A 23,530-nucleotide genomic window follows, 5' to 3' on the forward strand; every position below is an offset into this window, starting at 1 on the left:
ATATTTTTCAGAGATAAATAGACTCTCGGGGACTTTTATCATAATAAAAAAGCCTTCATCCCTCCTACAAGGGACAAAAGCTTCAAATTCTTCTGCGGTACCACTCAAATTGCCATATTACCGGCCTCTCAATTATGTACTATCATACATACCCTGTTGATAACGGATAGGGCTCCCGTCAGCATCTACTCCCGAATACGGTTTCAAACTGCTCTCACAAGTCCATTCAATAAAGACTCTTACTGCTGCCATCCCACCACCGGCAACTCTCTGGGAATAAATATCTTTATCTACTTCTCTTGTTCATCGATTTATCTCTTTACTACAGTGAAGTGTAGGTCTTTTTCTTATATTTGTCAAGAGATGACTTTTAAATTTCGCTTATTTCTTCTTTGAATCCTTCTCCTACTACTTCGTTTGACTCCATAATAATCGTAAAGGCCTGTGGGTCAATCTGTCGGACCATCTTTTTGATTGTATACATCTGTTTGTTATTGCATGCACACATTACAACATCTTTCTTTTTCTTCGAATAGCTTCCCATTCCCTGAAGAATGGTGGAGCCTCTGCCGGAATATTCGTCGATTTGTTCTGCGACTTCATCTCCATGTTCTGTCACGATCAACGTCATCTTTCCTTCATCGATACCGTACATGATTCTGTCCATCACAATTGCCATCAAATAGGTAACTATGATTCCATAAATCAGTCCGTCTACATCTTTAAAGACCAGAATCGTTCCCAGGAGAATCGTACAGATATCAAAACCGAATGTGATGACTCCAAGTGTCATATGCGGCTTTACTTTCTTGATTGCCATTGATATAAAGTCCTGGCCGCCGGTGGAAGAACCACGCATAAATATTGCAGCGTAGCCAATCCCACATAAAACCCCCATGCATAACGCAGCAAGCAGACGGCTTCCATTGTATACAGGGAACATTGGTGCTACATAATCCATTAAGATAGATGATATAATCATACTTTTCACGGATTTTAAGAAAAATGTTCTTCCTAAAAATTTATAACAGAAGATGGAAACCGGAATGTTCAGTAAGATTGTTCCGATACCTACCGGGATTCGGAATAAGTGATAGAGAATAATTGCGATTCCGGAAAATCCGGCCACCGGAAAATTCGCATTTAATGCGAAATTATAAACTCCAATTGCAATAACCATGCCAGCCACAACATCCACCAAAATATCCATCGCCATCTCTTTTACTTTTGTCTGATTCATGCGAAAACCTCCTTCTATTTCATAGCAAAATACCCATATTAACGCAAAAAAGAACAGCTACAAACTATAATAAATATAATTCGCATCTGCTCTTCTGATTATCAGTATATCTTTATCAAATTTTTTTGTCAACACCACCAGCAGAAGTTTGTCCTTTTTGTACAATCTCTTTTCCATATTTCTTGCGCACTTTATCTAAAGCGGCATCCAATCTGGCAATTTTTTTCTCTCGCCGGATCTCTTCTTCGGATTTGACGGGAATGTCAAAAATACTTAATTGCTGCGGCTCGCTCTCTTCGACAAGCTTCGAGCTTCGGATTCCCAATAATCTGATTGGTTCGCCATTCCACAACTCTCGGAACAATTGCATTGCCGCCATATATATGTCTTTCTTCTGATTGATAGCCTGTTCCACCTGCTTTTGATGAGATACGCTTGTAAATGTGTGATATTTGATCTCCACACTCAGCATTCCTGCCTTTTGTCCGGCATTCCGAAGTCTTCTGGAAACACTTTCCGCCAGTTCATTCAGAATCCTACCGGCTTCCTCTTCCGTCTCGACATCCTTTGGCAACGTCACGGAATTTCCGATTCCCTTGGCCTCTGCTTTCTCCTTCTCTACCCTGGACTCGTCCATCCCATTGGCAAATTCCCACAGTTTTCTCCCGTGGCTTTTCAAATGCAATTCTAATATGGCGGGATCTGTATTGGCAAGGTCTCCGATCGTATGGATTTCCAGTTTATTCAGTGTCTCCACACTGGAGCGGCCCGCCATGAATAATTCTCGTACCGGAAGCGGCCACATTTTCACCGGAATCTCTTCCGGGAACAACGTATGCACTTTATTCGGTTTTTCAAAATCAGATGCCATCTTCGCCAGCAGCTTATTACTGGATATTCCCACATTGACAGTAAAGCCAAATCTTCGGTACACTTCATTCTTGATCTCCATGGCTCCCTCTACCGGGGAACTGTAATTTCCGGCGATCTCTGTAAAGTCCATATAACACTCATCCACACTGACCTGTTCAATCTGATCCGTGTAACTTCTCAGAAAAACCATCAGCCGCTCACTATATTGATGATATAACTTATGATCTGGCGGCGCTGTCACAAGATTAGGACACTTGCGAAAGGCATTCGCAACAGGTTCTCCCGTACGAATGCCATACTTCTTCGCAGGAACAGACTTCGCCAGAACCACTCCGTGCCGGGACTTCTGATCTCCGCCGATAATGGACGGAATGGTCCGAAGATCTACTTCTGCGCCATTTTTCAATTGTTCTACCGCTGTCCAGCTAAGATAAGCGGAATTTACATCGATATGAAATATGATTGACACTTTCGACCTAACTCCTTGCCGTTAGTCTGCCATTTTCCACGTCTATCACAATCGTATCCTGTGCACCCACATCCCCTTGAAGCATTAATTTTGCAGCAAGAGTCTCCACATTCTTCTGCAGATAACGCTTCAGCGGACGTGCTCCGTAAGTTGGATCATAACCGGCATCCACGATATAACTCTTTGCCGCATCCGTAAGTGCAATCTGAATCTCTTTGTCATCCAGACGCTTGTTGACATCTGCTATTAATAAGTCAATAATGTCATAAATATTATCTTTCGTCAATGGTTTGAACATAATCGTCTCATCCAGACGATTCAGGAATTCCGGTCTGAAATGTGCCCGTAATTCTTCCATAACTGCCTGCTGGCTTGCTTCACTGATATTTCCCTGTTCATCAATACCGTCCAGCAGATAAGAAGAGCCGATATTAGAGGTCATGATCAGAATCGTATTCTTGAAGTCCACGGTACGTCCCTGTGAATCCGTAATCCGTCCGTCATCCAATACTTGAAGCAATACATTAAATACATCTGGATGCGCTTTCTCAATCTCATCAAAAAGCACTACAGAATATGGTTTTCTGCGAACTGCCTCTGTAAGCTGACCGCCTTCATCATATCCAACATATCCCGGAGGCGCTCCGATCAGTCGAGACACCGAGTACTTCTCCATATACTCACTCATATCGATTCGTACCATATTGTTCTCGTCATCAAAGAGGCTTTCTGCCAACGCCTTGGCAAGCTCTGTCTTACCTACACCGGTAGGACCAAGGAACAGAAAAGAACCAATCGGTTTTGTCGGATCCTTAATTCCGGCTTTTGAACGGATAATTGCTTCGGTTACCAGCTCCACACCTTCATCCTGTCCGATAACACGCTTATGCAGTTCATCTGCCAGATGTAAAGTCTTGCTTCTCTCACTTTCATTCAGCTTAGCCACAGGAATCCCAGTCCATCGAGATACAATTCGCCCAATCTCTTCATCGGTTACACTTTCGTGAACCAGAGACATATCTTCATCCTTTACCTTCTCTTCCTCCGCTTCTAACTGCTTCTGCAACTGAGGCAGCCTTCCATACTGAAGCTCAGCTGCCTTCTCCAGATCATAAGAATGCTGCGCTTTCTCAATCTCTTTATTGACCTGTTCTATCTCTTCACGAATCTTCTGAACTCGTTCGATTCCAACCTTCTCATTATCCCATTGCGCTTTCTTTCCTGCGAACTCTTCTCTAAGCTCTGCAAGCTCCTGCTGCAGGTGTTCCAGCCGTTCCTTACTGAGACGGTCATCTTCTTTCTTAAGTGCAGCCTCTTCAATCTCCATCTGCATGATCTTACGCCGCAGTTCATCCAGCTCTGTCGGCATAGAATCCAGTTCTGTCTTAATCAGGGCACATGCCTCATCCACCAGGTCAATCGCCTTATCTGGTAAGAAACGATCGGAAATATAGCGATCTGACAATGTTGCCGCTGCTACCAGAGCACCATCTGTAATCTTCACGCCATGGAATACTTCATACCGCTCTTTCAGTCCACGCAGAATAGAAATGGCATCTTCCACGGTAGGCTCATCTACGGTTACCGGCTGGAAACGACGTTCCAGTGCAGCATCTTTCTCAATGTACTGACGATATTCATCCAGGGTCGTAGCACCGATACAGTGCAGCTCTCCTCTTGCCAGCATTGGTTTTAACATGTTGCCGGCATCCATGGCACCGTCTGTCTTACCTGCACCTACAATCGTATGGAGCTCATCAATGAAAAGAATAATTCTGCCGTCGCTGTTCTTTACTTCCTCCAGCACTGCTTTCAGACGTTCCTCGAACTCTCCACGATATTTCGCACCTGCTACCAGCGCACCCATATCCAGTGAGAATATGGTCTTATCCTTCAAGCCTTCCGGTACATCTCCACGCACAATACGCTGAGCAAGGCCTTCAACTACTGCCGTCTTACCTACTCCCGGTTCTCCGATCAAAACCGGATTATTCTTCGTTTTACGGGACAGAATACGAATCACATTACGGATCTCGGAATCACGTCCAATGACTGGATCCATCTTCTGCTCTCTGGCACGTTCTACAAGGTCAGAACCATATTTATTCAGAGTGTCATACGTATCCTCTGGATTATCGCTGGTCACGCGCTGATTGCCTCTGACTGTAGATAATGCCTGCAGGAATCCTTCCCTGCTGATTCCCATCTCCCGGAAAATCGTCTTCATCTCTTTGCTTGCATACTTCATAATGGACAAAAACAGATGTTCAACAGAAACATATTCATCTCCCATCTGCTTTGCCTCATCTTCCGCATGAACCAGTGCATTGTTCAGATCCTGTCCTACATACTGCTGTCCGCCTTGAACCTTCGGGCGCTTCCTGAGTGCTTCTTCCACCCGGTTGATCATGCTGCTTTTATCGAGTCCCATCTTCTCAATCAGCTTGAGAATCAGACTGTCATCCTGCGTCAGCAATGTGTAGAGCAGATGTTCCTGTGCAATCTCCTGGTTGCCATAATCCAATGCCACACGTTCACAGCCTTGAACAGCCTGTAATGATTTTTGCGTAAATTTATTAATATTCATACTGACAACCTCCTATATAAAAAGCGTTATTGTTCTATTTACGATATAACAATAACGCTTTTTGTTAGCACTGTCAAGTGTTGAGTGCTAATATTTTCAGTTTTTTTGGAAATCATGTAAAGCTATTCCTTCAAAGAATAAATCCACATTGCTTTTATCTGGTCTGCAATCTCTGCATATACCCAAGTCTTATCACTGTTTTTCTGGCTAAACGGGTCATTGACCGTAACATTTCCACTTTCATACCCCGTTAACACGATGAAATGTCCAATTTTCGTAAAATCTCCTGGCCCTACACTGCAGATAATTGGATGTCCGGCTGTTAGTTCTGCGCTCACCTGTTCTTCCGAAAGCAACCCCTCGTAGCAGGACAGATTCCAGTTTGCTCCGGCCTCACTCATGAATTTCCAGTAAGTATCATTATTCTCATCTACATAAGAATTCTCCGTACCATATGCCGCCACTTTGGCAGGCGTAATCGACGGGTCTTCATTAAGTCCTGCCGCTACCATGGAAAGACAAGTAGGTCCACAGCCGCTGACGGCCACGATACTTGTTCCATAAGGTGCATATCCCCAACGTTCATCCCATTGGATCAGTTGTGGAATCTCTCCTGCTTCCAGATCATCCCCTATGGTATCAGCACTGGGGTCATCCTTTTTCTCGCCATAATCCTCTACAAAATCAATCGTTTCTTTATTCTTGCCCAGAAGATCGATGACACCTTCCGGATATCCATTTTCCTTGGCTTCCCTTTTTACACGCTCCAATCTCTGGGCTTCTGTTTCTACAGTCTCCTTCTCTTCTTTTTCTTGTTGTGTAATCTTCGTGGTTTCCTTTACTTCTGCTTCTTTTTTATGTCTTTGGATCTGGCAGCTTACCAGAGCCACGATAATCATTAACAAGACTCCCGCTATCACTAGCAATTGACGCCTTACTTGTTGCTTGCGTTTAGAATATTTCTTTCTTCTTTTTTGCTGGTACATCTAGTTATTCATCCTCTCGTTGATCTAAATCATTCAATGAATCTATATCATAACTATGTCCGATGACATAATCTCAGTTTGCAAAACTTCATGACAGTAATTATACTCCATCCGTGGTTATGTGACAACTTAAAGAATTCTTAATCCGTCCCAGAAAAAAATTTGAAAAATCTTTAACATTCTTTGATAATTTCCTCTTGCCTTTTTTCAAAAAAGATGGTATTATATAACTCGTTCACGAGAGTGATTTCAATTAACAATTTCATCGGGGTGTGGCTCAGCTTGGCTAGAGCGCCTGGTTTGGGACCAGGAGGTCGCAGGTTCGAATCCTGTCACCCCGATATTTATAACAACATGCGGGTGTAGTTCAATGGTAGAACACCAGCCTTCCAAGCTGGATACGTGGGTTCGATTCCCATCACCCGCTTTTTTCATGCTCATTTTTACAACGGGCTCAAATTATCAATAATATTAAAAGGAGGCACATGTATGAAGATTGTATTTCTAGACGCCAAAACAATCGGAGATGATATTGATCTGTCTGGCTACGACCAACTGGGAGAAGTTGTAAAGTACGCTTTTTCTACTTCTGATGAGGTACCTGCCAGAGTCACTGATGCTGATGTTCTTGTTGTCAATAAAGTTCAGATTAACGAAACTACGATTGGACAGGCAAAAAACCTGAAACTTGTCTGTGTAACTGCAACAGGAACTAACAACCTGGATAAAGATTATCTGGACAGTCGCGGCATTGCCTGGCGTAATGTAGCTGGATATTCCACAGAATCTGTTGCGCAGCATACTTTTGCCATGCTTTTCTACTTATTAGAGAAATTGCGCTATTATGATGACTATGTAAAAAAAGGACACTATGTAAATGATACGATTTTTACACATTTTGCCGAACATTTTTATGAATTAAAAGGAAAGACCTGGGGTATTATCGGACTGGGCAATATCGGCAGACGAGTTGCCTCCATTGCTGAAGCATTTGGTTGTCATATCATCTACGCATCTCCATCTGGAAGTGCTCCACAAGACGGTTATCATCAGGTAGACATGGACACCTTACTGATGACCTCTGATATCATCTCCGTCCATGCCCCATTGAATCAATATACAGAGAATCTGATGGACGGTGCAGCGTTCCACAAGATGAAATCAACCTGCATATTTTTGAATCTCGGTCGAGGACCTATCGTCGTCGAGCAAGCTCTGGCAGATGCACTGAACTGCAAAGAGATTGCTGCTGCAGGTCTGGATGTATTATGTGTAGAACCGATGAGTCCCGATAATCCGCTTCTTGCTATCAAGGACAGTAAAAAACTGTTTATCACTCCACATGTCGCATGGGCAAGCATTGAAGCAAGAACACGATTAATGGATATTATTCTGGAACAGATCAAAGAATATTTTGCATAACAAAACAGGCGCCACGATGCAATACCGATTGCATCATGCCGCCTGTGTTTTATTTTCTTATATTACCTATCGCAGTAAGGAATGCTCCAATTGCAAGATAGAAATCTCCAAGATTAGCCGTCAGCTTCGCCAAAAAAGAATTTTTTACACGAAAGCCTATATAATCAATGACTTTTCCTCTTACCAGTCGGTCAAATATATTACTTGCCGCACCTGCACTTGCAATAGCAAGGCCTAACTTTTCCAGATAATGGCCTCTTCTCAAGAAAGCAAAGATATCATATCCCCAAAGTGACAGCCCGGCAAAAGCAGAAGCTCCTTTTACGACCTTTGGATGATGGTCTAATGCATTCAACAGGAATCCTCTGTTATAGACCTTGCGGACAACTAGCTTTCCACCGCAAAATTCTTTCTGTTCGCCATGTTCCAGATTCTCTTCTACATACTGTTTGAACAGTTCATCCAATCCAAGCAAACCGGCAAACAGCCCTGTCATCCATGAAAGCATCTACATTCCCTCTTTGATTCTTACAATCTCTTCTTCCTGCTTTTCCATCTCCTCTTCGCGCTTTTCAATCTCTTCGCACAAAGTAATGTAATCAGTGTCTGCGACTTCACCTTTCTGGAATTTGTCATATACCATACGTCCAATGTCCATCAGATCTCTTTCATTCGCACGTTTTAACGAACGTACATTACTTTTAATCTTTTGGATTTCCAGAGTATCTTCTGTCTTTTTCCCAATCTCGCCTGCTACATCTGATATTTTCTTTCCTAAATCTTCAAAAAAATCTGCCATATTCATCGTCTCCTTCTTATCTTCTGAATCCTGCCATCATTTTAACCGTCTGAGCGTATCCAACGACTGGAATAGATTCATCGTTCCATATCCCCACTCTCGATTCGGATATTCTACCATCGCACGCTGATCTGTTCCAAGAAGAATAATATTCCTTATCTGACTGGAATTCACTCCCCGCGCTTCCGGCTGTTCTAAGATCCATTCCATCAAAAGTGCTGCTGCTCCCGCAGCAATTCCTGTCGCTACACTAGATCCTGTTCTGGTTACAAAGCTTCCATTCAACCCAGCTCCGGTTACCTCGACTCCAGGCACCGCATAATCTGGTTTTATTAATCCATCTCTAGTATAACCTCTTCCAGAATTAATATCAACTCCATTCTCCCTCCCATTATAGTATGCTACAGTCATAGCATTTCTGCTTGTTCCGGGTTCCGTCAGCGTCGTGTCTGGATTTGCTTCAAGAAAATACACCTCACCTGCCAGAAATTCCTCGACTGGAAGCCATATATGAAATTCTCCCTCCAACATCTGTACAGGTTCCACATTAATGGTCCAGATTCCGGCAGAAGGGTTCCTGAATCGAAGAAATATCAGCTGGGAATCATTATTTTCCAATAATAATCTGTACTCCACATTCACTTCTGTCTTATCAAATATAAAATTGACACTATAAGTATAGCCTTGCCTCAATGATATGTGCCCTGTGCGTTCTCCCGTCGGCGATGTGATAGAGATGGTCATTACATTGGGAAGTGTCGTCCAAAGCTCTGCTGCAAACGCTCCTACACCAGAACCTACACGTAATTCAACATCTGTCTGCTCATTCATACTCTGAAATTGATGATAATAATGATGCCTCTGTACTGCCTCATTTCCCGTTCCGATCACCACACTTCGGTTCAAAATAGAAGCATATATATCAATCATGGATGACAAAAGGGTCGTACCATTATGTCCGCCGAAATTCGTTCCCAAGGCCACACATATAACCAACGGCATATTTTTTTTATTTGCCAATTGATTTAAATATTTCATTCCCAACATAATATCATTTTCCTGAAAGCAAACTGCATCCTGACGTACCGCATAGAATTCTTTCAGATAATTCTTGGCTGGCTTTAATTTTACTACACCGATTGACGCCTCTGGCGCAGCGCCAAGAAAGCGATTAGGCACATCCGCACTACCAGCTGCAACACTTGCAAGAAAGGTTCCATGTCCATCTTCATCCATGCTGGGAACAACCTCTAGAGGATCTTCCGTACGAAGAGCTTCATTGATCATATCTTCTGTATATTCACTTCCATAGTCTAAGTTCTCCGGAAGATTTCCGGTCTGAATTGTCTGATCCCAAATTCCTGCAATCCTTGTAGAGCCATCAATATTCCGGAATACCAAATTACGATAATCAATTCCTGTATCCACAAATCCAATCATAATCTGACTTCCCATCAGCTGCAGGGTAGGATAATTTTGTACTGCACTGATTCCGGCAGCATTCAAAGCCTCCATATCAAGAAGAGAATAACAATTTGGTATCGAGTTATACCAGTAATTACTATAATTCAGCGGTTTCAGAAGCGTATGATCAGCATAGATTACACGATAACCAAAATCTGCATTCTGGACACATGCATCTTCTGTCTGTACATTCAGAGTCTCTTCCCCGCGATAGAACGGCACGAGAAAATCCCGATAATCTTGCGAGAGAATCCTCTCTCTACATTCTTCTCTGTTCATAAAAATACCCCATATACTTTTTATAAAATATATGAGGTATTCTCCTGATTATTCTATTCTTGCGACCTCCTGACCTCTTAGCATAATGATCGGTCCGCCGGTTCCTTCTATGTATTCCTTTGTAATAATGACCTGACCAATACTGTCATCCTTTGGAATCTCATACATAATATCCAGCATAAATTCTTCGATGATTGCCCGAAGTGCCCTGGCGCCAGTATCTTTCTCCATCGCTTTTTTGGCAATTGCCTGCAGAGCTCCGTCATCAAATTCAAGTTTCACTTCATCCAACGCCAGAAGTTTCTGGTATTGCTTCAAGATCGCATTCTTAGGTTCTTTTAAGATCTTGACCATCATCTCTTCATTTAACCCCTGAAGGGTGAAGACGATTGGAAGACGTCCCAGGAATTCTGGAATCATTCCGAAGTTTCGCAGATCCTCTGTCGTCACTTTACTCAGAATATTCTTATCGTTATTATATTTATCCTTCAGATCTGCACCGAATCCAATCGTCGCTTGCTTCGTCAGACGTTCTTTAATAATTCCTTCCAGATCCGGGAATGCTCCGCCACAGATGAAGAGGATATTCTTTGTATTTACCGTAGTCAATGGCACCATCGCATTTTTACTGTTTGCTCCCACCGGAACTTCAACATCACTTCCTTCCAGAAGTTTCAGCATTCCTTGCTGTACAGATTCACCACTGACATCTCTCTGACTGGTATTTTTCTTCTTCGCAATCTTATCAATCTCATCGATAAAGATAATTCCCTGCTCCGCCTTCTCCACATCATTATCAGCGGCCGCCAGAAGCTTGGATACCACGCTTTCAATATCATCTCCTATATACCCTGCTTCTGTCAGAGATGTAGCATCTGTAATCGCAAGCGGCACATCCAGTAATTTTGCCAGTGTCTTAACCAGATAAGTCTTACCAGAACCTGTAGGTCCGATCATCAACATATTGGACTTCTCAATCTCAATCTCATCCATCGTGTCCGTTGCCACACGCTTATAATGATTATAGACTGCTACAGACATCGCTTTTTTCGCGTATTCCTGACCAACCACATAATCATCTAATTTGGCTTTGATCTTATGAGGAGCAGGTATATTCTGAATGTCAATCAGAGGCTTTCTCTCCTCTCCCTCTTTTTTCTTCTTTATTTTTTGCTTTTTTGGAACGGCCTGTTCCAGATCTGCCATATTCAGGATCTGCACTCCCGGCATATTCATCAACTGGCTGAAATCAATCTGTCCACTCGTCATAGCGTCAAAACTCTTCTGCATACAATCATTACATACACAGATTCCATTCGGCAGGTCGATCATCTTGCCCGTAATACTCTCTGGGCGTCTGCAGACAAAGCAGATCTTCTCATATTCATCCTCATGGTCTTTGGTATTCTCTACATCTTCCACTGTAGCCTCTACCTTTTCAATATCATTCTTATTATCCTGTTCAGACATGTTATTTCCCTCTTTCTAGCCTTCCTGATCTTCCTGTATCATATTCAGGAACATCTCTTCCGATATGATTGGAATTCCAAGTTCATTGGCTTTCTTATTCTTGGATGATGTAGATGTCACATCATTATTAATCAAATAATTGGTCTTAGAAGTAACGGAACCTGTCACCTTGCCGCCAAGACTTTCTATCAATTCTTTTACTTCTCCACGATTTGCAAAATGTTCGACACTTCCAGTAATCACAAAATTCACTCCTGCGAATATCTGTTTCCCTGATTCTGCCCCTTCCTTCGGAATATCTAACTCCGACAACAGATCTCTCAATTGCTTTACATGACGTTCTGCGGAAAAATAATCTACGAATGCCCTTGCAATCACTTCTCCTACTCCTGATATTGCACTGAGATCTTCGGTCGTAGCCTGAAGCATCGCTTCTACATCATACTGAAATTCCTTACAGATCATCTTCGCATTCGCAAGACCGATATTGGCAATCCCAAGTGCATAGATGACTCTTGGCAGTGTTGTTGTTCTGGCCTTCTCTATACTTGCAATCAGATTCTGATATGATTTTTTGCCAAATCCATCCAACGTCTGTATCTCTTCCTGATAACGATCAAGATGAAATATATCTGCATATTCCTTGATATAACCTAATGCGATAAATTTCTCCAGTGTTGCTTCAGATAACCCCTCTATATTCAAAGCATCTCTACTGACAAACAAAGCAAATGATTTTACGTGTTTTGCCTGACATTCTGGATTCGTGCAATAGAGTGCTCTGGCATTACTGACCTGTCGAATCTCCGTTTTTCCCTGACAGACCGGGCACTGTGCAGGAATATCCTTCACCCCGCTGCGTGTCAGATTTCTTGCAATCTGTGGAATAATCATGTTCGCTTTATATACTTCTATGGTATCTCCAATTCCTAATTCCAGTTCTTCCATGATGCTGATATTATGGACACTTGCGCGACTTACCGTCGTTCCCTCTAATTCCACTGGTTCAAAGATAGCGACCGGATTAATCAGCCCCGTTCTGGAAGGACTCCACTCAATCTCGAGAAGCTTCGTCTCCCGAACTTCATCTGCCCACTTAAAGGCATATGAATCTCTTGGAAACTTGGAAGTTCGCCCCAGGGACTGACCGTACGCTATATCATCATATACTAACACAAGTCCATCGGATGGGAAATCATTCTCGGCAATTTTTTCTGAAAATTTAATAACTTCCTGCTCTACTGTGTCCGAAGTCACCTCATGGTATTCCACCACCTCGAATCCCTGTTCTTTCAGCCAATTCATCTGACAAGCTCTGGAATTATGAAAATCCACATTTTCTGCCTGCACAAGGGTAAATGCATAAAACTTAACGTTTCGCTTCGCTGTAATCTCGTTATTCAACTGACGAACAGAACCACTGCAAAGATTACGCGGATTTTTGTACCTTGCATCTACATCTTCAATTGCCTCGTTGATTCTCTCAAAATCCCGATATCCGATAATGGCTTCACCACGCAAAATTAATTCTCCCTGATATGCGATCTGAAGAGGAATATTTTTGAACACTTTGGCATTATTGGTAATGACTTCACCTACTTCACCATTTCCTCGGGTAACTGCTTTATACAATCTTCCCTCCCGATAAGTAAGGACAATCGTCAATCCATCCATCTTCCACGACATCAAAGCCTTCTGATTGCCCACAAATCTCTTCAGTTCTTCCACATCTTTCGTCTTATCTAAAGATAGCATCGGACTTTCATGCCGTTCTTTCGGCAACTCGCTTAACACTTCATATCCGACATTTACTGTAGGACTGTTAGATAACGTAATGCCTAATTCTTGCTCCAGTTCTTGCAGTTCATCATATAACTGGTCATACTCATAGTTACTCATGATTTCTTCTGCTTCCTGATAATATGCACGGCTCGCATTATTCAATAATTCTACCAGTTCCTGCATCCTGGCTTTCTTTGACTTGTTCATATAATTCTTTTAACTCCTGCTCTGTCAATTTTCTTACAGCACCTGTTTTCAGGCCGCCAAGTTTTACATTCATAATTCTTACTCTAACCAGTCTGGTCACCTTATATCCCAAAGCATCACACATTCTGCGGATCTGACGGTTCAATCCCTGGGTCAATATTATTGTAAATGTATATTTCCCTATCTTCTCCACTTTACATGGACGTGTGATAACATCCATTTTTTTCTCTCGGTCAATAATCCTCACACCCGATGCCATTTTATACACAAATTCATCCGTAATCGGTTGATTTACTGTAACTTTATACTCTTTTTCATGCCCGTATCTCGCCCGCATCATTCCATTGATCAAGTCTCCGTCATTGGTCATGATCAGAAGTCCCTCCGAGTCCTTATCCAGACGTCCGGCATAAGTCACTCGCACAGGGTAGTTCAGATAACGAATAATATTCTTTTTTTCTTTTTTATCTTCTGTACAAACAATCCCGGCAGGTTTGTTTACCGCCAGGACTATCTTTTCTGTATGATTTTTAATTACTTTCTTTCCAATCCGTACTTCCTGTCCCGGCTCTACTTTTGTTCCAGGACTTGCCATTTTCCCATCAACGGTCACTCGACCGCTCTCAATCAATCGGTCAGCCTCTCTTCTGGAACATACACCAGCATCACTTAGATATTTATTCAGTCTCACCATTTTGCAATACTCCACTGATACTATTATCTTCTACAAAGGTATTTCCATTATACAAAAAGAGTACACTAGTAATCTTATTTTCTTCCATAATTTCATGAATATCCCCATAATAATACCGTGGATCAATCACGATGATCTCGCGATAATATGGAGTCAGGAACGGGATCAGACAGTTCGCATAAGAATCCTTGAACAACAGCAAACGATCTGTGGTATCTGCAGTTGTCCGAATATCAACTGTCCCATAGTTACCTCCAAGGAACAATGCATATTTGTCCTTTTCCTCCAATTTAGATGCATCATACAAGGTTGCGGTCTTACGCTTCTCTTCTACATAGTTCACCACAATCTGCGGCCCTGCTCCTTCATCTTCTGATGTATAGATATAAATTGGCTCTTCATATCCCATCTCATACCCACTGGTAGAAGATAACGTCCCGTTAAATTCATTGGTTACTGCATATGCCTTTAATTCTGGTGCTTTGGATGAATCCAGTTTCATGGCATCTATCAGTGTCTGATAGGCATAATATGCTCCCAATGTCGTCCAGTGATGATCTGTATGATAATATATATTCTCTTTTTTGTGAGCTTTTAACACTTTACTTACATCCACCCAAGTCAGTTGATCTTCCAGTGACTTCTGTATTTCCAGAAAAATCTGATTCTGATCTTCTGTTACCGCGAATTGCGGAAGCTTATCTTCCAGAATATTTGCAGCATTTGGCACGAGCATCATATACATGGGAATATCATTATAAGTATTCTCGAACGCTTGGATTGCTTCGATATTCTGCTGCATCTGTTCTTCATCCGGCCTGGCAATATCCTCCAGAAGATAATGATCCTTCCCTTTGAATACACCATTTGACTCTCTTCTTCCGACAATCAGATCCACATGACTCTTGAGGGATACCCAAAAGTCTCTTCCCACAAACTGATCTGATTTGTATGATTCATACTGTTCCATGAATCTTCCGCTTTCAAGTCTACTTAATGTAAACTCTGGCTTCTGCTCCAGCATCCGATTCTCTTTCTCTGAGAATTCCTTATCTTGGGAAATCAGATTCATCAGACAGATCAATACCAGAATTCCCAGGAATGTCATGGCTGTCATTTTCTTCTTATGCAGTTTTTTCTTCTTACTGTCTTTCTGTTCCATAACTGCTCCTAAAATCTAAAATACAAGAATGGATTGTATGTCTCTGTCACCAGATATGCCACACACAACAAAAACAAAATTGCATACACCACACAATTTACAACAACACTCTTGCCACCCATTCTACGCAGGATCTGCTCATAGGTACGATGAACAACCGGAGTAGATCCCAGTATCAGTACAACCCACGATATGAGATTCGTTTTCAAAAGATACAGGCTCTCCTGATCCACTAGTCCATGGGCACCTGCTCCAAACATTACTTTTAGATAATCAGCCGCTCCTCCAAGACTTGGGCTAAAGAAGAATACCCATCCAATCATTACCAGCAGAATGCTATAGATACGTTTTACTATGTTGGGTAATTTTTCCAAAATCGCACCCAGAAAATATTTCTCTATAATCAAGATCACTCCATAATAGACTCCCCAGACAACAAAATTCCAGGCAGCACCATGCCAAAGTCCTGTAAGAAGCCAGACGATCAATAAATTGCGAATGTGTTTCGCGACGTTGACACGATTTCCTCCCAGAGGAATATAGAGATATTCCCGAAACCATGTTCCAAGAGAAATATGCCATCTGCGCCAGAATTCCGTAATACTTTTGGAAATATAAGGATAATTGAAGTTCTTCAGGAATTCAAATCCAAACATTTTCCCAAGACCAATAGCCATATCTGAATATCCGCTAAAATCAAAATATATCTGAAATGTATACGCCAGGCACCCAAGCCACGCCGTTAAAACGGAAACCTTTCCCTGCTGTAAAGTTAAGACTTCTGTGTGCACCATTCCTATCGTATTGGCAAGCAGCACCTTTTTTGAAAGGCCGCGAATAAAAAACATCGTTCCTTCCCCAAACTTTCCCCAGGATTCTTTTCTGACATGAAGCTGTCTCTCTATATCGGAATACTTTACGATTGGCCCGGCAATTAATTGTGGGAACATCGTAACATACAGTGCAAAATCCATAAGATTCTTCTGCACCTTTACATTACCTCGATAAACATCTATAATATAGGACAATATCTGAAATGTATAAAAAGAAATGCCGATCGGCAAAGCCAGTTCCTGATATGGTATCTGAACCGGGAGTACTGCATTCAGACTGTCTAACACAAATCCTTCGTATTTAAAGAATCCCAGAACGCATAGATTTACCACCAGATTAAACACCAGACTTTTCTTTGCCGCGCGTCGGTTCTGAAGGTTTCTCGCAATATCCAGCCCACTGACATAATTAAACAGAATGGAAAATATCATCAAAAATATATAGACCGGTTCTCCCCATGCATAAAATATCAGACTTGCGAAAAGCAAAACAGCGTTCTTAAGCTGTCTTGGTACCAGATAATATAAAATCAACACAATTGGTAAAAACGTAAATAAAAATACAATACTGCTAAATAACATTCTGTATGTTTCCTTCTCTATATGCTCTTTCTGAATGCTTCATATATCTGATCCGCATCCTTCGATATCGCTAATAATACATAATATCCTCTGCTGTCTGTCACCGCCGAATTAATCAGTTTTGTCTGCTCTGCTCCATATCCTTCAAAACTGTTCTTCTGCGTATGCAGGCGCTTCTGAATAGCTTTTTCAACATTCTCAGCCTGTGATTTATCCTTAAGCTTAATGACCAGAATCTCATTGACACTCATAACATCATTCGGGACATACAGCATTACTCCCTCATAATCATTAGCATTCAAGCCATAATACTTCTTCAAATCCTGCGTAGTTCCTTTGGTCATCCCTTTTGTTTCAGTAACCGCCAGAATATTCTCGCGTATCGTTTTTACCGAGACATCTTTGCCGCCTTCTTGTGACAGCAAGAATCCGATATAAACAAGAAGAACGATCACCATCGCATATTTCAATATATTCAGCAAATCTATCCTGTGCTTTTTCATTATAATTTTGCAACCTCCGCCATATGATCTACCCATTCCGTATAATAATCCGGTGCCATATGGATTCCATCTTCCGAATAATACTCTTCCTTTACCAGATCCGTATTATCAATAAATATCACATCTTCCTCTTCACACAGTTTTTCCAGTTCTTCGTTAAACTCCGTAATATTGCCATACCACTCATTATTGTCTATCACAAACTGTTGAACCGGAAGGATACTGTTTACATATATACGAGTATCCGGCAAAGCCTCTCTTAATCTATCCAACACACTCTTATATTTTTCTATAAAAAGATCTACATCCCCTCTGGATGCTTCAATATCATTCATCCCATACGCAAGAAACAATACCTGTGGTTGTAACTCAATTGCCTTCGTCAGATGCTCTTCTATCTTGTTGACTTCTGAATCACATACCCCGGCTCCTCTGTCTGCCTGAACATTTTCCTGATTCAATACACCATATTCATATAATCCCTGTGTCACTGAGTCACCGATTACAAAAGCATTGGCAAATTTCTCACTGGCCGGCCGGCTGGCCCACTCTTCATCTGCTTCCTGTTCTGCTTTTTCCAGCTCCTGAATCTGCCTGTCCACTTCACTTATATCCGTCTTCTCCATCTGATGAAGTCTCTGAATTCCAGCTTCTGTATCTGCCTTTGGATTCATAAGCCTTACCACAACAATAATCGCACCGACAATGAGCAGTGCAATCACGACAGTCACTGCAATGCTCAGAACATGGTCTTTTTCTTCAATTTTTACAGATTTTCTTTTGTTCTCTTTTTTCACGTTAACTGTGCTCTCCCTATAAAAACAGTTCAAAGATATTGTACTGTTTTTCCCTATAAAAGTCAAACATATGCTATACTATTAACCAAAGTCAAAAAGGAGTTTTTCATATGAATATATTCACATTATCAGCCAAATCCTGTATGTCTCATCTACTCTTAAAAGATACCTTCGACCGGTTCTCTTTTATCGAAAGCGAGATTACAACCTTTAATAAATTCACCATCGACGGATACCTTCACAAAGACTTCTATGATGAAGCCCCTGAACGGTCTTATGCTTATTGGAAGGATGTTCGCGAATATTGCTTCAGTATCATCCGCGGCAAACGTACCCCATTGAATTTTAAAATCGTTCTCTCCCTTGCCCAGGAAACCTTTGCTGCCTTTCTTGCGGATCATCAGCTTGACGGTTATCGCCCGGAAGAGATCCAGGGACTCTATCTGAACTTCCATTATGATGGTTCTACCCTGCAGTGCATTACCGGAATCTCCATGCATACCTTTACACTGGACAAGACACTGGAGCACGAATGGGATGAATATGCACAGACATTGCTGGCAGAGATGATTGAATAATGACAGCAAAAAATAGCCGTCCTGCTCTCGTCAAAGTCCAGTAACGGCTATTCTATAGCTTAATATTGAATTCTCTTACTTCGTCAGCATCATCATGATCTCATTACTTCTCTCTACAAATGCAGTCATTTCGTCTGGATTCAGTGGCTTGTGTGCCAGCATTGCAAGATCATACAACTGCTTGCAGATGATAGATACGTTTTCATTTTCTTTGTTATCTACCACGTATTTTACCAGTGGATGGTTTGCATTCAGTATCAGGGTCGTATCTCCGCCCATATCCATGCCGCTCATACCGTACATCTTCATCATTTCCTGCATACGGCGATTCTGCTCAGACAGGGTAATCATAGAAGCAACTTTATCATCTTTTAATTTCTCAATCTTGACATCCAACTTATCGTTTCCAAGTTCTTTGCGGAAGATTTCAATCAGGCTGTCAGAAATTGTCTTAAATGATTCCTTATCTTCTTCAGCCACTTCTTCCTTAATATGTTCTGTCACATCGGCGTCAATTCTCTGGAAGCGAATCTTTGGATTGCGCTGTTCTAACTGTGTAATAAATGGAGAGTCGATGTTATGTCCTAAGATAACTGCATCCTGGCCCTGCTTACGGAACATATTGATATACTGGCTCTGCTGAATCTCATCCGTTACATAGTAGATGGTAGTCTTAATCTCTTCTACGTTATTTTCATCTGTATTCTCTGCACTGTCAGCATCCTCTTTCTTGTCATTTGGTTCAACGACTTCTCCGCCATTTTCTTCAATGCAGTCTTTTAATGTCAGGTACTTTCCATCAATGTTCTTAAAGAGAACGGCATCCTTCATCTTGTCACAGAATTTTTCATCTTTTAAGCAACCAAACTTGATAAATGGACTGATGTCATCCCAGTATTTTTCATACTCATCTCTCTTGGTCTTGCACATGCCAGAAAGCTTATCTGCAACCTTTTTGGAAATGTAATCTGCAATCTTATTAACAAATCCATCGTTCTGTAATGCACTACGTGATACATTCAATGGCAGATCCGGGCAATCAATGACTCCCTTCAATACCATGAGGAATTCAGGGATAACTTCCTTAATATTATCTGCAATAAATACCTGATTGTTATATAACTTGATCGTTCCTTCGATAGAATCATACTCTGTGTTGATTCTTGGGAAGTACAGGATTCCCTTTAAGTTAAACGGATAATCCATATTCAAGTGAATCCAGAACAGAGGCTCTTTATAATCCATGAATACCTTACGGTAGAATTCCTGATACTCCTCATCAGTACATTCGTTTGGATGTTTTGTCCAAAGTGGATGAATATCATTCAAAGGAACCGGGCGTTTCTGAATCTTAACTTTCTCTTTTGCCGCTTCAACCTCTACCATTTCTTTTTCGCCATCTTCATTTTCCTTCTCTTCCATCTTGGCATCTTCATGGATGTGTTCAATGACAACATCGTCTTCTTTCAGATCTGCCTCATCGATGGTCTCATATTCCGGCTCAGCATTCTCTTTTGCCAGGAAGATCTCTACCGGCATGAAAGAACAGTATTTCTCAATGACTTCTCTCATACGATATTCATTCGCGAATTCCAGACTGTCTTCATTCAGATACAATGTCATCGTTGAACCTACAGTTTCTTTATTCCCGTCTTCCATCTCATACTCTGTACCGCCGTTGCTTACCCAGTGTACCGGAGCCGCACCTTCTTTATAAGAAAGAGTATCAATATGGACTTCATCTGCTACCATGAATGCGGAATAGAATCCAAGTCCGAAGTGACCGATCATATCATCTTCGGTTGTCTTGTCTTTGTATTTCTCCAGAAACTCTGTTGCTCCGGAAAATGCAATCTGCGTGATATATTCTTCCACTTCTTCTGCAGTCATACCAAGACCATTATCTGTGAATTTCAGGGTCTTTTCTTCCGGGTTTACTTCTACCTGAATGGATGGTTTATAATCATCCGGCAGTTGGTATTCACCCATCATATCTAATTTTTTCAGCTTAGTGATCGCATCACATCCATTAGATACCATCTCACGGACAAAAATGTCATGATCTGAATAAACCCATTTCTTGATAATTGGGAATATGTTCTCACTACTGATTGATAAACTTCCTTTTTTTGCTTCCATCTTCACCACTCCTGTTATTATTTTAGATTATTTTCTATATATTTTTGAAACAGGGAATACCCCGTTTGTTTTGCTCAAAAGATATGATAATACCGATAAATTTAAATGTCAATAGAAAATTAGCACTCTTTCAAAAAGAGTGCTAACAATTCTGTTAAAATTATAAACTTTTTATAAACATTCCTGTCGAAGTCCAATGCATTAGTTGTTCCATCTTTATGCGGACTTCCGCACAGTACTAATACTTTCATTGATATTCCTCTAGAAAAATGATTTCTACCACTCGATTGTTTCTACCGATACCGGATGTTCATTTATCACCACATCGGATACTTTTCCATTCTTAATCTTAATGACCCGGTCTGCCATCGGTGCGATTGCCTGATTATGCGTAATCAGAATAACCGTCATCCCTTTCTCTCTGCAGGTATCCTGCAGAAGTTTCAAAATGGATTTTCCCGTATTGTAATCCAATGCTCCTGTCGGCTCATCACACAACAACAGCTTCGGATTCTTTGCCAGTGCACGGGCTATAGACACTCTCTGCTGTTCCCCTCCAGACAGTTGTGCCGGGAAGTTATCAAGCCTTTCGCCCAGCCCCACTTCTCTTAATACTTCTGCCGCGTCCATGGGATCCTTACAGATCTGAAGTGCTAATTCTACATTTTCCAATGCCGTCAGATTCGGAATCAGATTATAAAACTGAAAAACGAAACCAATGTCATCCCGCCGGTATGCCGTCAACTGCCTCTGGGAATATCTGGCAATATCCTCTCCATCCACCATAACCTTCCCCGATGTCGCTGTATCCATTCCTCCAAGGATATTTAAGACTGTCGTCTTACCGGCACCGCTGGGTCCGACAACAACCGCGAATTCCCCTCGTTCTATCTGAAAATCGATTCCGGCTGCCGCCATAATCTCAACTTCTCCCATCTTATATATCTTTTTTACATTCTCTAATGAGACAAATTCACCCATACCATACCTCCGAAAATGAATTATTGTATTTATTATATCACGTACAATAAGGAAAGAAAAATGTTGATTTATAAAACAATTCTTAAAGAAATCTAAAAATTAGAGTAAAAAAATAACTCATAGCTGTTTTGCCATGAGTCATTTTATCATACAATATCTTATTCTATTCTTTTCCATCAAAGCAATAGGTGCATACTTTACATGGTTCAATTCCGATAGATGCTAGCAAGTCGTCCAGTCGGTGATATCGAAGTGTTGTAAAATTCTGCTGCTTGCGGATATCTTCAATCATCTGTGCATATTTGCAGCTGCACGGATTGGAGTATTCTTCTAATACTTCCTTAGGGACATCTTCCCCTTCCCGTTTCTTGATCATCTGTCTGGCGATCAGTTCCATCTCTGATTTGGAACGGGAAAAGTTCAGATACTTACAGCCGTACATGATCGGCGGACATGCCGGACGGACATGTACCTCCTTAGCTCCACTCTGATACAAGAATTCCGTCGTCTCTCTCAACTGTGTTCCACGTACAATGGAGTCATCAATCAATAAAAGCTTCTTATTCTCAATCAATGCATGAACCGGAATCAGTTTCATACGCGCGATCAGATTACGCTGGCTCTGATTCGTCGGCATAAATGATCTTGGCCAGGTAGGCGTGTATTTGATAAATGGTCTTGCATACGGAATCCCCGATTCATTGGCATATCCAATTGCATGGGCGATACCAGAATCCGGAACTCCTGCCACAATATCCGGATGCACGGAATCTCCATCTCTTTTTGCCAGCATGCTTCCGCATTTGTAACGCATCTCTTCTACATTGACACCTTCATAAGATGAAGTCGGATAGCCATAATATACCCACAGGAATGAACAGATCTTCATCTCTTTCTGTGGTTCACTTAATACTTCAACACCTTCCGGTGTAATATAAACAATTTCTGCAGGTCCCAGTTCTTTATAGTCTGTATATCCAAGATTGATATACGCATGACTTTCAAAAGATACACAATAAGCATCGTCCTTATGACCGATCACCAGCGGAGTCCGCCCATAACGGTCTCTGGCCGCATAGATTCCATCCTTTGTCATAACCAACATCGTCATAGAACCGTCTACCAGCTCCTGAACATATTTGATTCCTTCTAAGATAGAATCTTTTTCACAGATCAATGCTGCCATCAATTCTGTGACATTGATCTGTCCATTCGTCATCTCCTGGAAGTGAGAATTTGCACTTTCATACAAACGATTCAATAATTCATCATAATTATTCACTTTTCCTACCGTTGTAATTGCAAAACTTCCAAGTTTTGAACGAATCAATAATGGCTGTGGTTCAAAATCTGAGATACAGCCAATTCCAAGATGTCCTTTCATCTCGCTGACATCTCGGTCAAACTTTGTACGAAACGGGGAGTTCTCAATATTATGAATGGCACGGTTAAAACCTTCTTCCCCATAAGTTGCCATTCCTCCTCGTCTTGTTCCAAGATGTGAATGATAATCTACTCCATAAAAAAGCTCCAGAACACAGTCCCTTTTTGATGCTACACCAAAAAATCCTCCCATATGACCTCTCCTTTTCTGAATATGTATTTTGTCAACAACATCGGTGTACAGACATCTCTGTACACCGATGGTATTTCTCTCCGGTACAATTGTAACACAGGCAGATA

20 protein-coding genes, 2 tRNA genes and 1 other annotated feature are annotated in these 23,530 nt (G+C 41.5%); of the genes, 4 read left to right on the forward strand and 18 right to left on the reverse strand.

From position 1 onward, the window contains the following. Positions 1-66 precede the first annotated feature (66 nt). Positions 67-316 (reverse strand) — a binding site (T-box leader). A gap of 54 nt (positions 317-370) precedes the next feature. The 4 genes from ACQRD1_RS10455 to ACQRD1_RS10470 all read right to left on the reverse strand — a co-directional run bounded on the left by ACQRD1_RS10455 (position 371) and on the right by ACQRD1_RS10470 (position 6,155). Beyond that, on the reverse strand, positions 371-1,240 hold the full coding sequence (locus ACQRD1_RS10455) for a YitT family protein (protein WP_235232600.1): 870 nt from the start codon (positions 1,238-1,240) through the stop codon (positions 371-373). A 115-nt stretch (positions 1,241-1,355) separates the two neighbouring features. Next, entirely contained in the window at positions 1,356-2,582 is a 1,227-nt protein-coding gene (locus ACQRD1_RS10460) for a Y-family DNA polymerase (RefSeq protein ID WP_235232601.1), read from the reverse strand. Positions 2,583-2,589: 7 nt separating this feature from the next. Next, the gene (clpB, locus tag ACQRD1_RS10465) at positions 2,590-5,169 is read right to left on the reverse strand and encodes an ATP-dependent chaperone ClpB (protein ID WP_235232602.1); all 2,580 of its coding nucleotides are present in this window, start codon (positions 5,167-5,169) and stop codon (positions 2,590-2,592) included. Between the two features lie 122 nt (positions 5,170-5,291). After that, entirely contained in the window at positions 5,292-6,155 is an 864-nt protein-coding gene (locus ACQRD1_RS10470; protein WP_235232603.1) for a C39 family peptidase, read from the reverse strand. A 266-nt stretch (positions 6,156-6,421) separates the two neighbouring features. Here ACQRD1_RS10470 and ACQRD1_RS10475 point away from each other — a divergent pair. From ACQRD1_RS10475 to ACQRD1_RS10485, 3 genes are all read left to right on the forward strand, one after another. Continuing rightward, positions 6,422-6,496, forward strand: a tRNA-Pro gene (locus ACQRD1_RS10475). A 15-nt stretch (positions 6,497-6,511) separates the two neighbouring features. After that, a tRNA-Gly gene (locus ACQRD1_RS10480) sits at positions 6,512-6,582 on the forward strand. Positions 6,583-6,644: 62 nt separating this feature from the next. After that, entirely contained in the window at positions 6,645-7,577 is a 933-nt protein-coding gene (locus ACQRD1_RS10485; protein ID WP_235232604.1) for a D-2-hydroxyacid dehydrogenase, read from the forward strand. 49 nt (positions 7,578-7,626) lie between these two features. Here the strand turns inward: ACQRD1_RS10485 and ACQRD1_RS10490 are convergent, their stop codons facing one another. Genes ACQRD1_RS10490 through ACQRD1_RS10535 form a run of 10 tightly spaced genes read right to left on the reverse strand, consistent with a single transcriptional unit; the run spans position 7,627 to position 18,149 of the window. Further along, a complete protein-coding gene (locus tag ACQRD1_RS10490) occupies positions 7,627-8,085 on the reverse strand; it encodes a signal peptidase II (RefSeq protein WP_427787511.1) in 459 nt (152 codons plus the stop codon). Beyond that, the gene (locus tag ACQRD1_RS10495) at positions 8,086-8,376 is read right to left on the reverse strand and encodes a hypothetical protein (RefSeq protein WP_235232606.1); all 291 of its coding nucleotides are present in this window, start codon (positions 8,374-8,376) and stop codon (positions 8,086-8,088) included. It lies immediately after the preceding gene. Positions 8,377-8,412: 36 nt separating this feature from the next. Beyond that, positions 8,413-10,119 (reverse strand): S8 family peptidase, encoded by a 1,707-nt coding sequence (locus ACQRD1_RS10500; RefSeq protein ID WP_347376372.1) that lies wholly within the window; start codon positions 10,117-10,119, stop codon positions 8,413-8,415. A gap of 48 nt (positions 10,120-10,167) precedes the next feature. Beyond that, positions 10,168-11,589 (reverse strand): ATP-dependent Clp protease ATP-binding subunit ClpX, encoded by a 1,422-nt coding sequence (gene clpX / locus ACQRD1_RS10505; RefSeq protein WP_427762052.1) that lies wholly within the window; start codon positions 11,587-11,589, stop codon positions 10,168-10,170. 15 nt (positions 11,590-11,604) lie between these two features. After that, on the reverse strand, positions 11,605-13,578 hold the full coding sequence (gene ligA / locus ACQRD1_RS10510) for an NAD-dependent DNA ligase LigA (protein WP_427787513.1): 1,974 nt from the start codon (positions 13,576-13,578) through the stop codon (positions 11,605-11,607). Beyond that, a complete protein-coding gene (locus ACQRD1_RS10515; RefSeq protein WP_235232609.1) occupies positions 13,526-14,272 on the reverse strand; it encodes a pseudouridine synthase in 747 nt (248 codons plus the stop codon). The genes ligA and ACQRD1_RS10515 overlap by 53 nt, the downstream gene beginning before the upstream one ends. Beyond that, a complete protein-coding gene (locus ACQRD1_RS10520; RefSeq protein WP_235232610.1) occupies positions 14,256-15,434 on the reverse strand; it encodes a DHHW family protein in 1,179 nt (392 codons plus the stop codon). The genes ACQRD1_RS10515 and ACQRD1_RS10520 overlap by 17 nt, the downstream gene beginning before the upstream one ends. 8 nt (positions 15,435-15,442) lie before the next feature. Further along, positions 15,443-16,849 (reverse strand): MBOAT family O-acyltransferase, encoded by a 1,407-nt coding sequence (locus ACQRD1_RS10525; protein WP_235232611.1) that lies wholly within the window; start codon positions 16,847-16,849, stop codon positions 15,443-15,445. Positions 16,850-16,866: 17 nt separating this feature from the next. Next, a complete protein-coding gene (locus tag ACQRD1_RS10530; protein WP_235232612.1) occupies positions 16,867-17,352 on the reverse strand; it encodes a DUF4358 domain-containing protein in 486 nt (161 codons plus the stop codon). Beyond that, a complete protein-coding gene (locus tag ACQRD1_RS10535) occupies positions 17,352-18,149 on the reverse strand; it encodes a GDSL-type esterase/lipase family protein (protein ID WP_427787515.1) in 798 nt (265 codons plus the stop codon). Before ACQRD1_RS10535 ends, ACQRD1_RS10530 begins: the two co-directional genes overlap by 1 nt. A 110-nt stretch (positions 18,150-18,259) precedes the next feature. Between ACQRD1_RS10535 and ACQRD1_RS10540 the strand changes: the two genes are divergently transcribed. Beyond that, a complete protein-coding gene (locus tag ACQRD1_RS10540; protein ID WP_235232614.1) occupies positions 18,260-18,727 on the forward strand; it encodes a DUF5721 family protein in 468 nt (155 codons plus the stop codon). Positions 18,728-18,802: 75 nt separating this feature from the next. On the opposite strand, the gene htpG is transcribed toward ACQRD1_RS10540, so the two are convergent. The 4 genes from htpG to ACQRD1_RS10560 all read right to left on the reverse strand — a co-directional run bounded on the left by htpG (position 18,803) and on the right by ACQRD1_RS10560 (position 23,423). After that, on the reverse strand, positions 18,803-20,866 hold the full coding sequence (htpG, locus tag ACQRD1_RS10545) for a molecular chaperone HtpG (protein ID WP_427787516.1): 2,064 nt from the start codon (positions 20,864-20,866) through the stop codon (positions 18,803-18,805). Positions 20,867-20,985: 119 nt separating this feature from the next. Then, positions 20,986-21,117, reverse strand: a complete 132-nt coding sequence (locus tag ACQRD1_RS10550) for an NAD(P)H-dependent oxidoreductase (protein WP_235232616.1) — start codon at positions 21,115-21,117, stop codon at positions 20,986-20,988. Between the two features lie 25 nt (positions 21,118-21,142). Beyond that, positions 21,143-21,847: an ABC transporter ATP-binding protein gene (locus ACQRD1_RS10555; protein ID WP_235232617.1), complete on the reverse strand. Its 705-nt coding sequence runs from the start codon at positions 21,845-21,847 to the stop codon at positions 21,143-21,145. Positions 21,848-22,010: 163 nt separating this feature from the next. Further along, positions 22,011-23,423 carry an amidophosphoribosyltransferase gene (locus ACQRD1_RS10560; RefSeq protein ID WP_235232618.1) on the reverse strand — a complete coding sequence of 471 codons (1,413 nt, stop codon included), beginning with the start codon at positions 23,421-23,423 and terminating at the stop codon, positions 22,011-22,013. Positions 23,424-23,530 lie beyond the last annotated feature (107 nt).

The organism is Bariatricus sp. SGI.019 (genome assembly GCF_050315235.1).
Taxonomy (GTDB): domain Bacteria; phylum Bacillota; class Clostridia; order Lachnospirales; family Lachnospiraceae; genus JAFBIX01.

What these genes read in the sequence shown, in the direction of transcription:
- ACQRD1_RS10455 (WP_235232600.1), bottom strand. Translation starts at nt 1,240, where the DNA reads ATGAATCAGACAAAAGTAAAAGAGATGGCGATGGATATTTTGGTGGAT.
- clpB (WP_235232602.1), bottom strand. Translation starts at nt 5,169, where the DNA reads ATGAATATTAATAAATTTACGCAAAAATCATTACAGGCTGTTCAAGGC.
- ACQRD1_RS10470 (WP_235232603.1), bottom strand. Translation starts at nt 6,155, where the DNA reads ATGTACCAGCAAAAAAGAAGAAAGAAATATTCTAAACGCAAGCAACAA.
- ACQRD1_RS10485 (WP_235232604.1), top strand. Translation starts at nt 6,645, where the DNA reads ATGAAGATTGTATTTCTAGACGCCAAAACAATCGGAGATGATATTGAT.
- ACQRD1_RS10490 (WP_427787511.1), bottom strand. Translation starts at nt 8,085, where the DNA reads ATGCTTTCATGGATGACAGGGCTGTTTGCCGGTTTGCTTGGATTGGAT.
- ACQRD1_RS10495 (WP_235232606.1), bottom strand. Translation starts at nt 8,376, where the DNA reads ATGGCAGATTTTTTTGAAGATTTAGGAAAGAAAATATCAGATGTAGCA.
- ACQRD1_RS10500 (WP_347376372.1), bottom strand. Translation starts at nt 10,119, where the DNA reads ATGAACAGAGAAGAATGTAGAGAGAGGATTCTCTCGCAAGATTATCGG.
- clpX (WP_427762052.1), bottom strand. Translation starts at nt 11,589, where the DNA reads ATGTCTGAACAGGATAATAAGAATGATATTGAAAAGGTAGAGGCTACA.
- ligA (WP_427787513.1), bottom strand. Translation starts at nt 13,578, where the DNA reads ATGAACAAGTCAAAGAAAGCCAGGATGCAGGAACTGGTAGAATTATTG.
- ACQRD1_RS10515 (WP_235232609.1), bottom strand. Translation starts at nt 14,272, where the DNA reads ATGGTGAGACTGAATAAATATCTAAGTGATGCTGGTGTATGTTCCAGA.
- ACQRD1_RS10520 (WP_235232610.1), bottom strand. Translation starts at nt 15,434, where the DNA reads ATGGAACAGAAAGACAGTAAGAAGAAAAAACTGCATAAGAAGAAAATG.
- ACQRD1_RS10525 (WP_235232611.1), bottom strand. Translation starts at nt 16,849, where the DNA reads ATGTTATTTAGCAGTATTGTATTTTTATTTACGTTTTTACCAATTGTG.
- ACQRD1_RS10530 (WP_235232612.1), bottom strand. Translation starts at nt 17,352, where the DNA reads ATGAAAAAGCACAGGATAGATTTGCTGAATATATTGAAATATGCGATG.
- ACQRD1_RS10540 (WP_235232614.1), top strand. Translation starts at nt 18,260, where the DNA reads ATGAATATATTCACATTATCAGCCAAATCCTGTATGTCTCATCTACTC.
- htpG (WP_427787516.1), bottom strand. Translation starts at nt 20,866, where the DNA reads ATGGAAGCAAAAAAAGGAAGTTTATCAATCAGTAGTGAGAACATATTC.
- ACQRD1_RS10550 (WP_235232616.1), bottom strand. Translation starts at nt 21,117, where the DNA reads ATGAAAGTATTAGTACTGTGCGGAAGTCCGCATAAAGATGGAACAACT.
- ACQRD1_RS10555 (WP_235232617.1), bottom strand. Translation starts at nt 21,847, where the DNA reads ATGGGTGAATTTGTCTCATTAGAGAATGTAAAAAAGATATATAAGATG.
- ACQRD1_RS10560 (WP_235232618.1), bottom strand. Translation starts at nt 23,423, where the DNA reads ATGGGAGGATTTTTTGGTGTAGCATCAAAAAGGGACTGTGTTCTGGAG.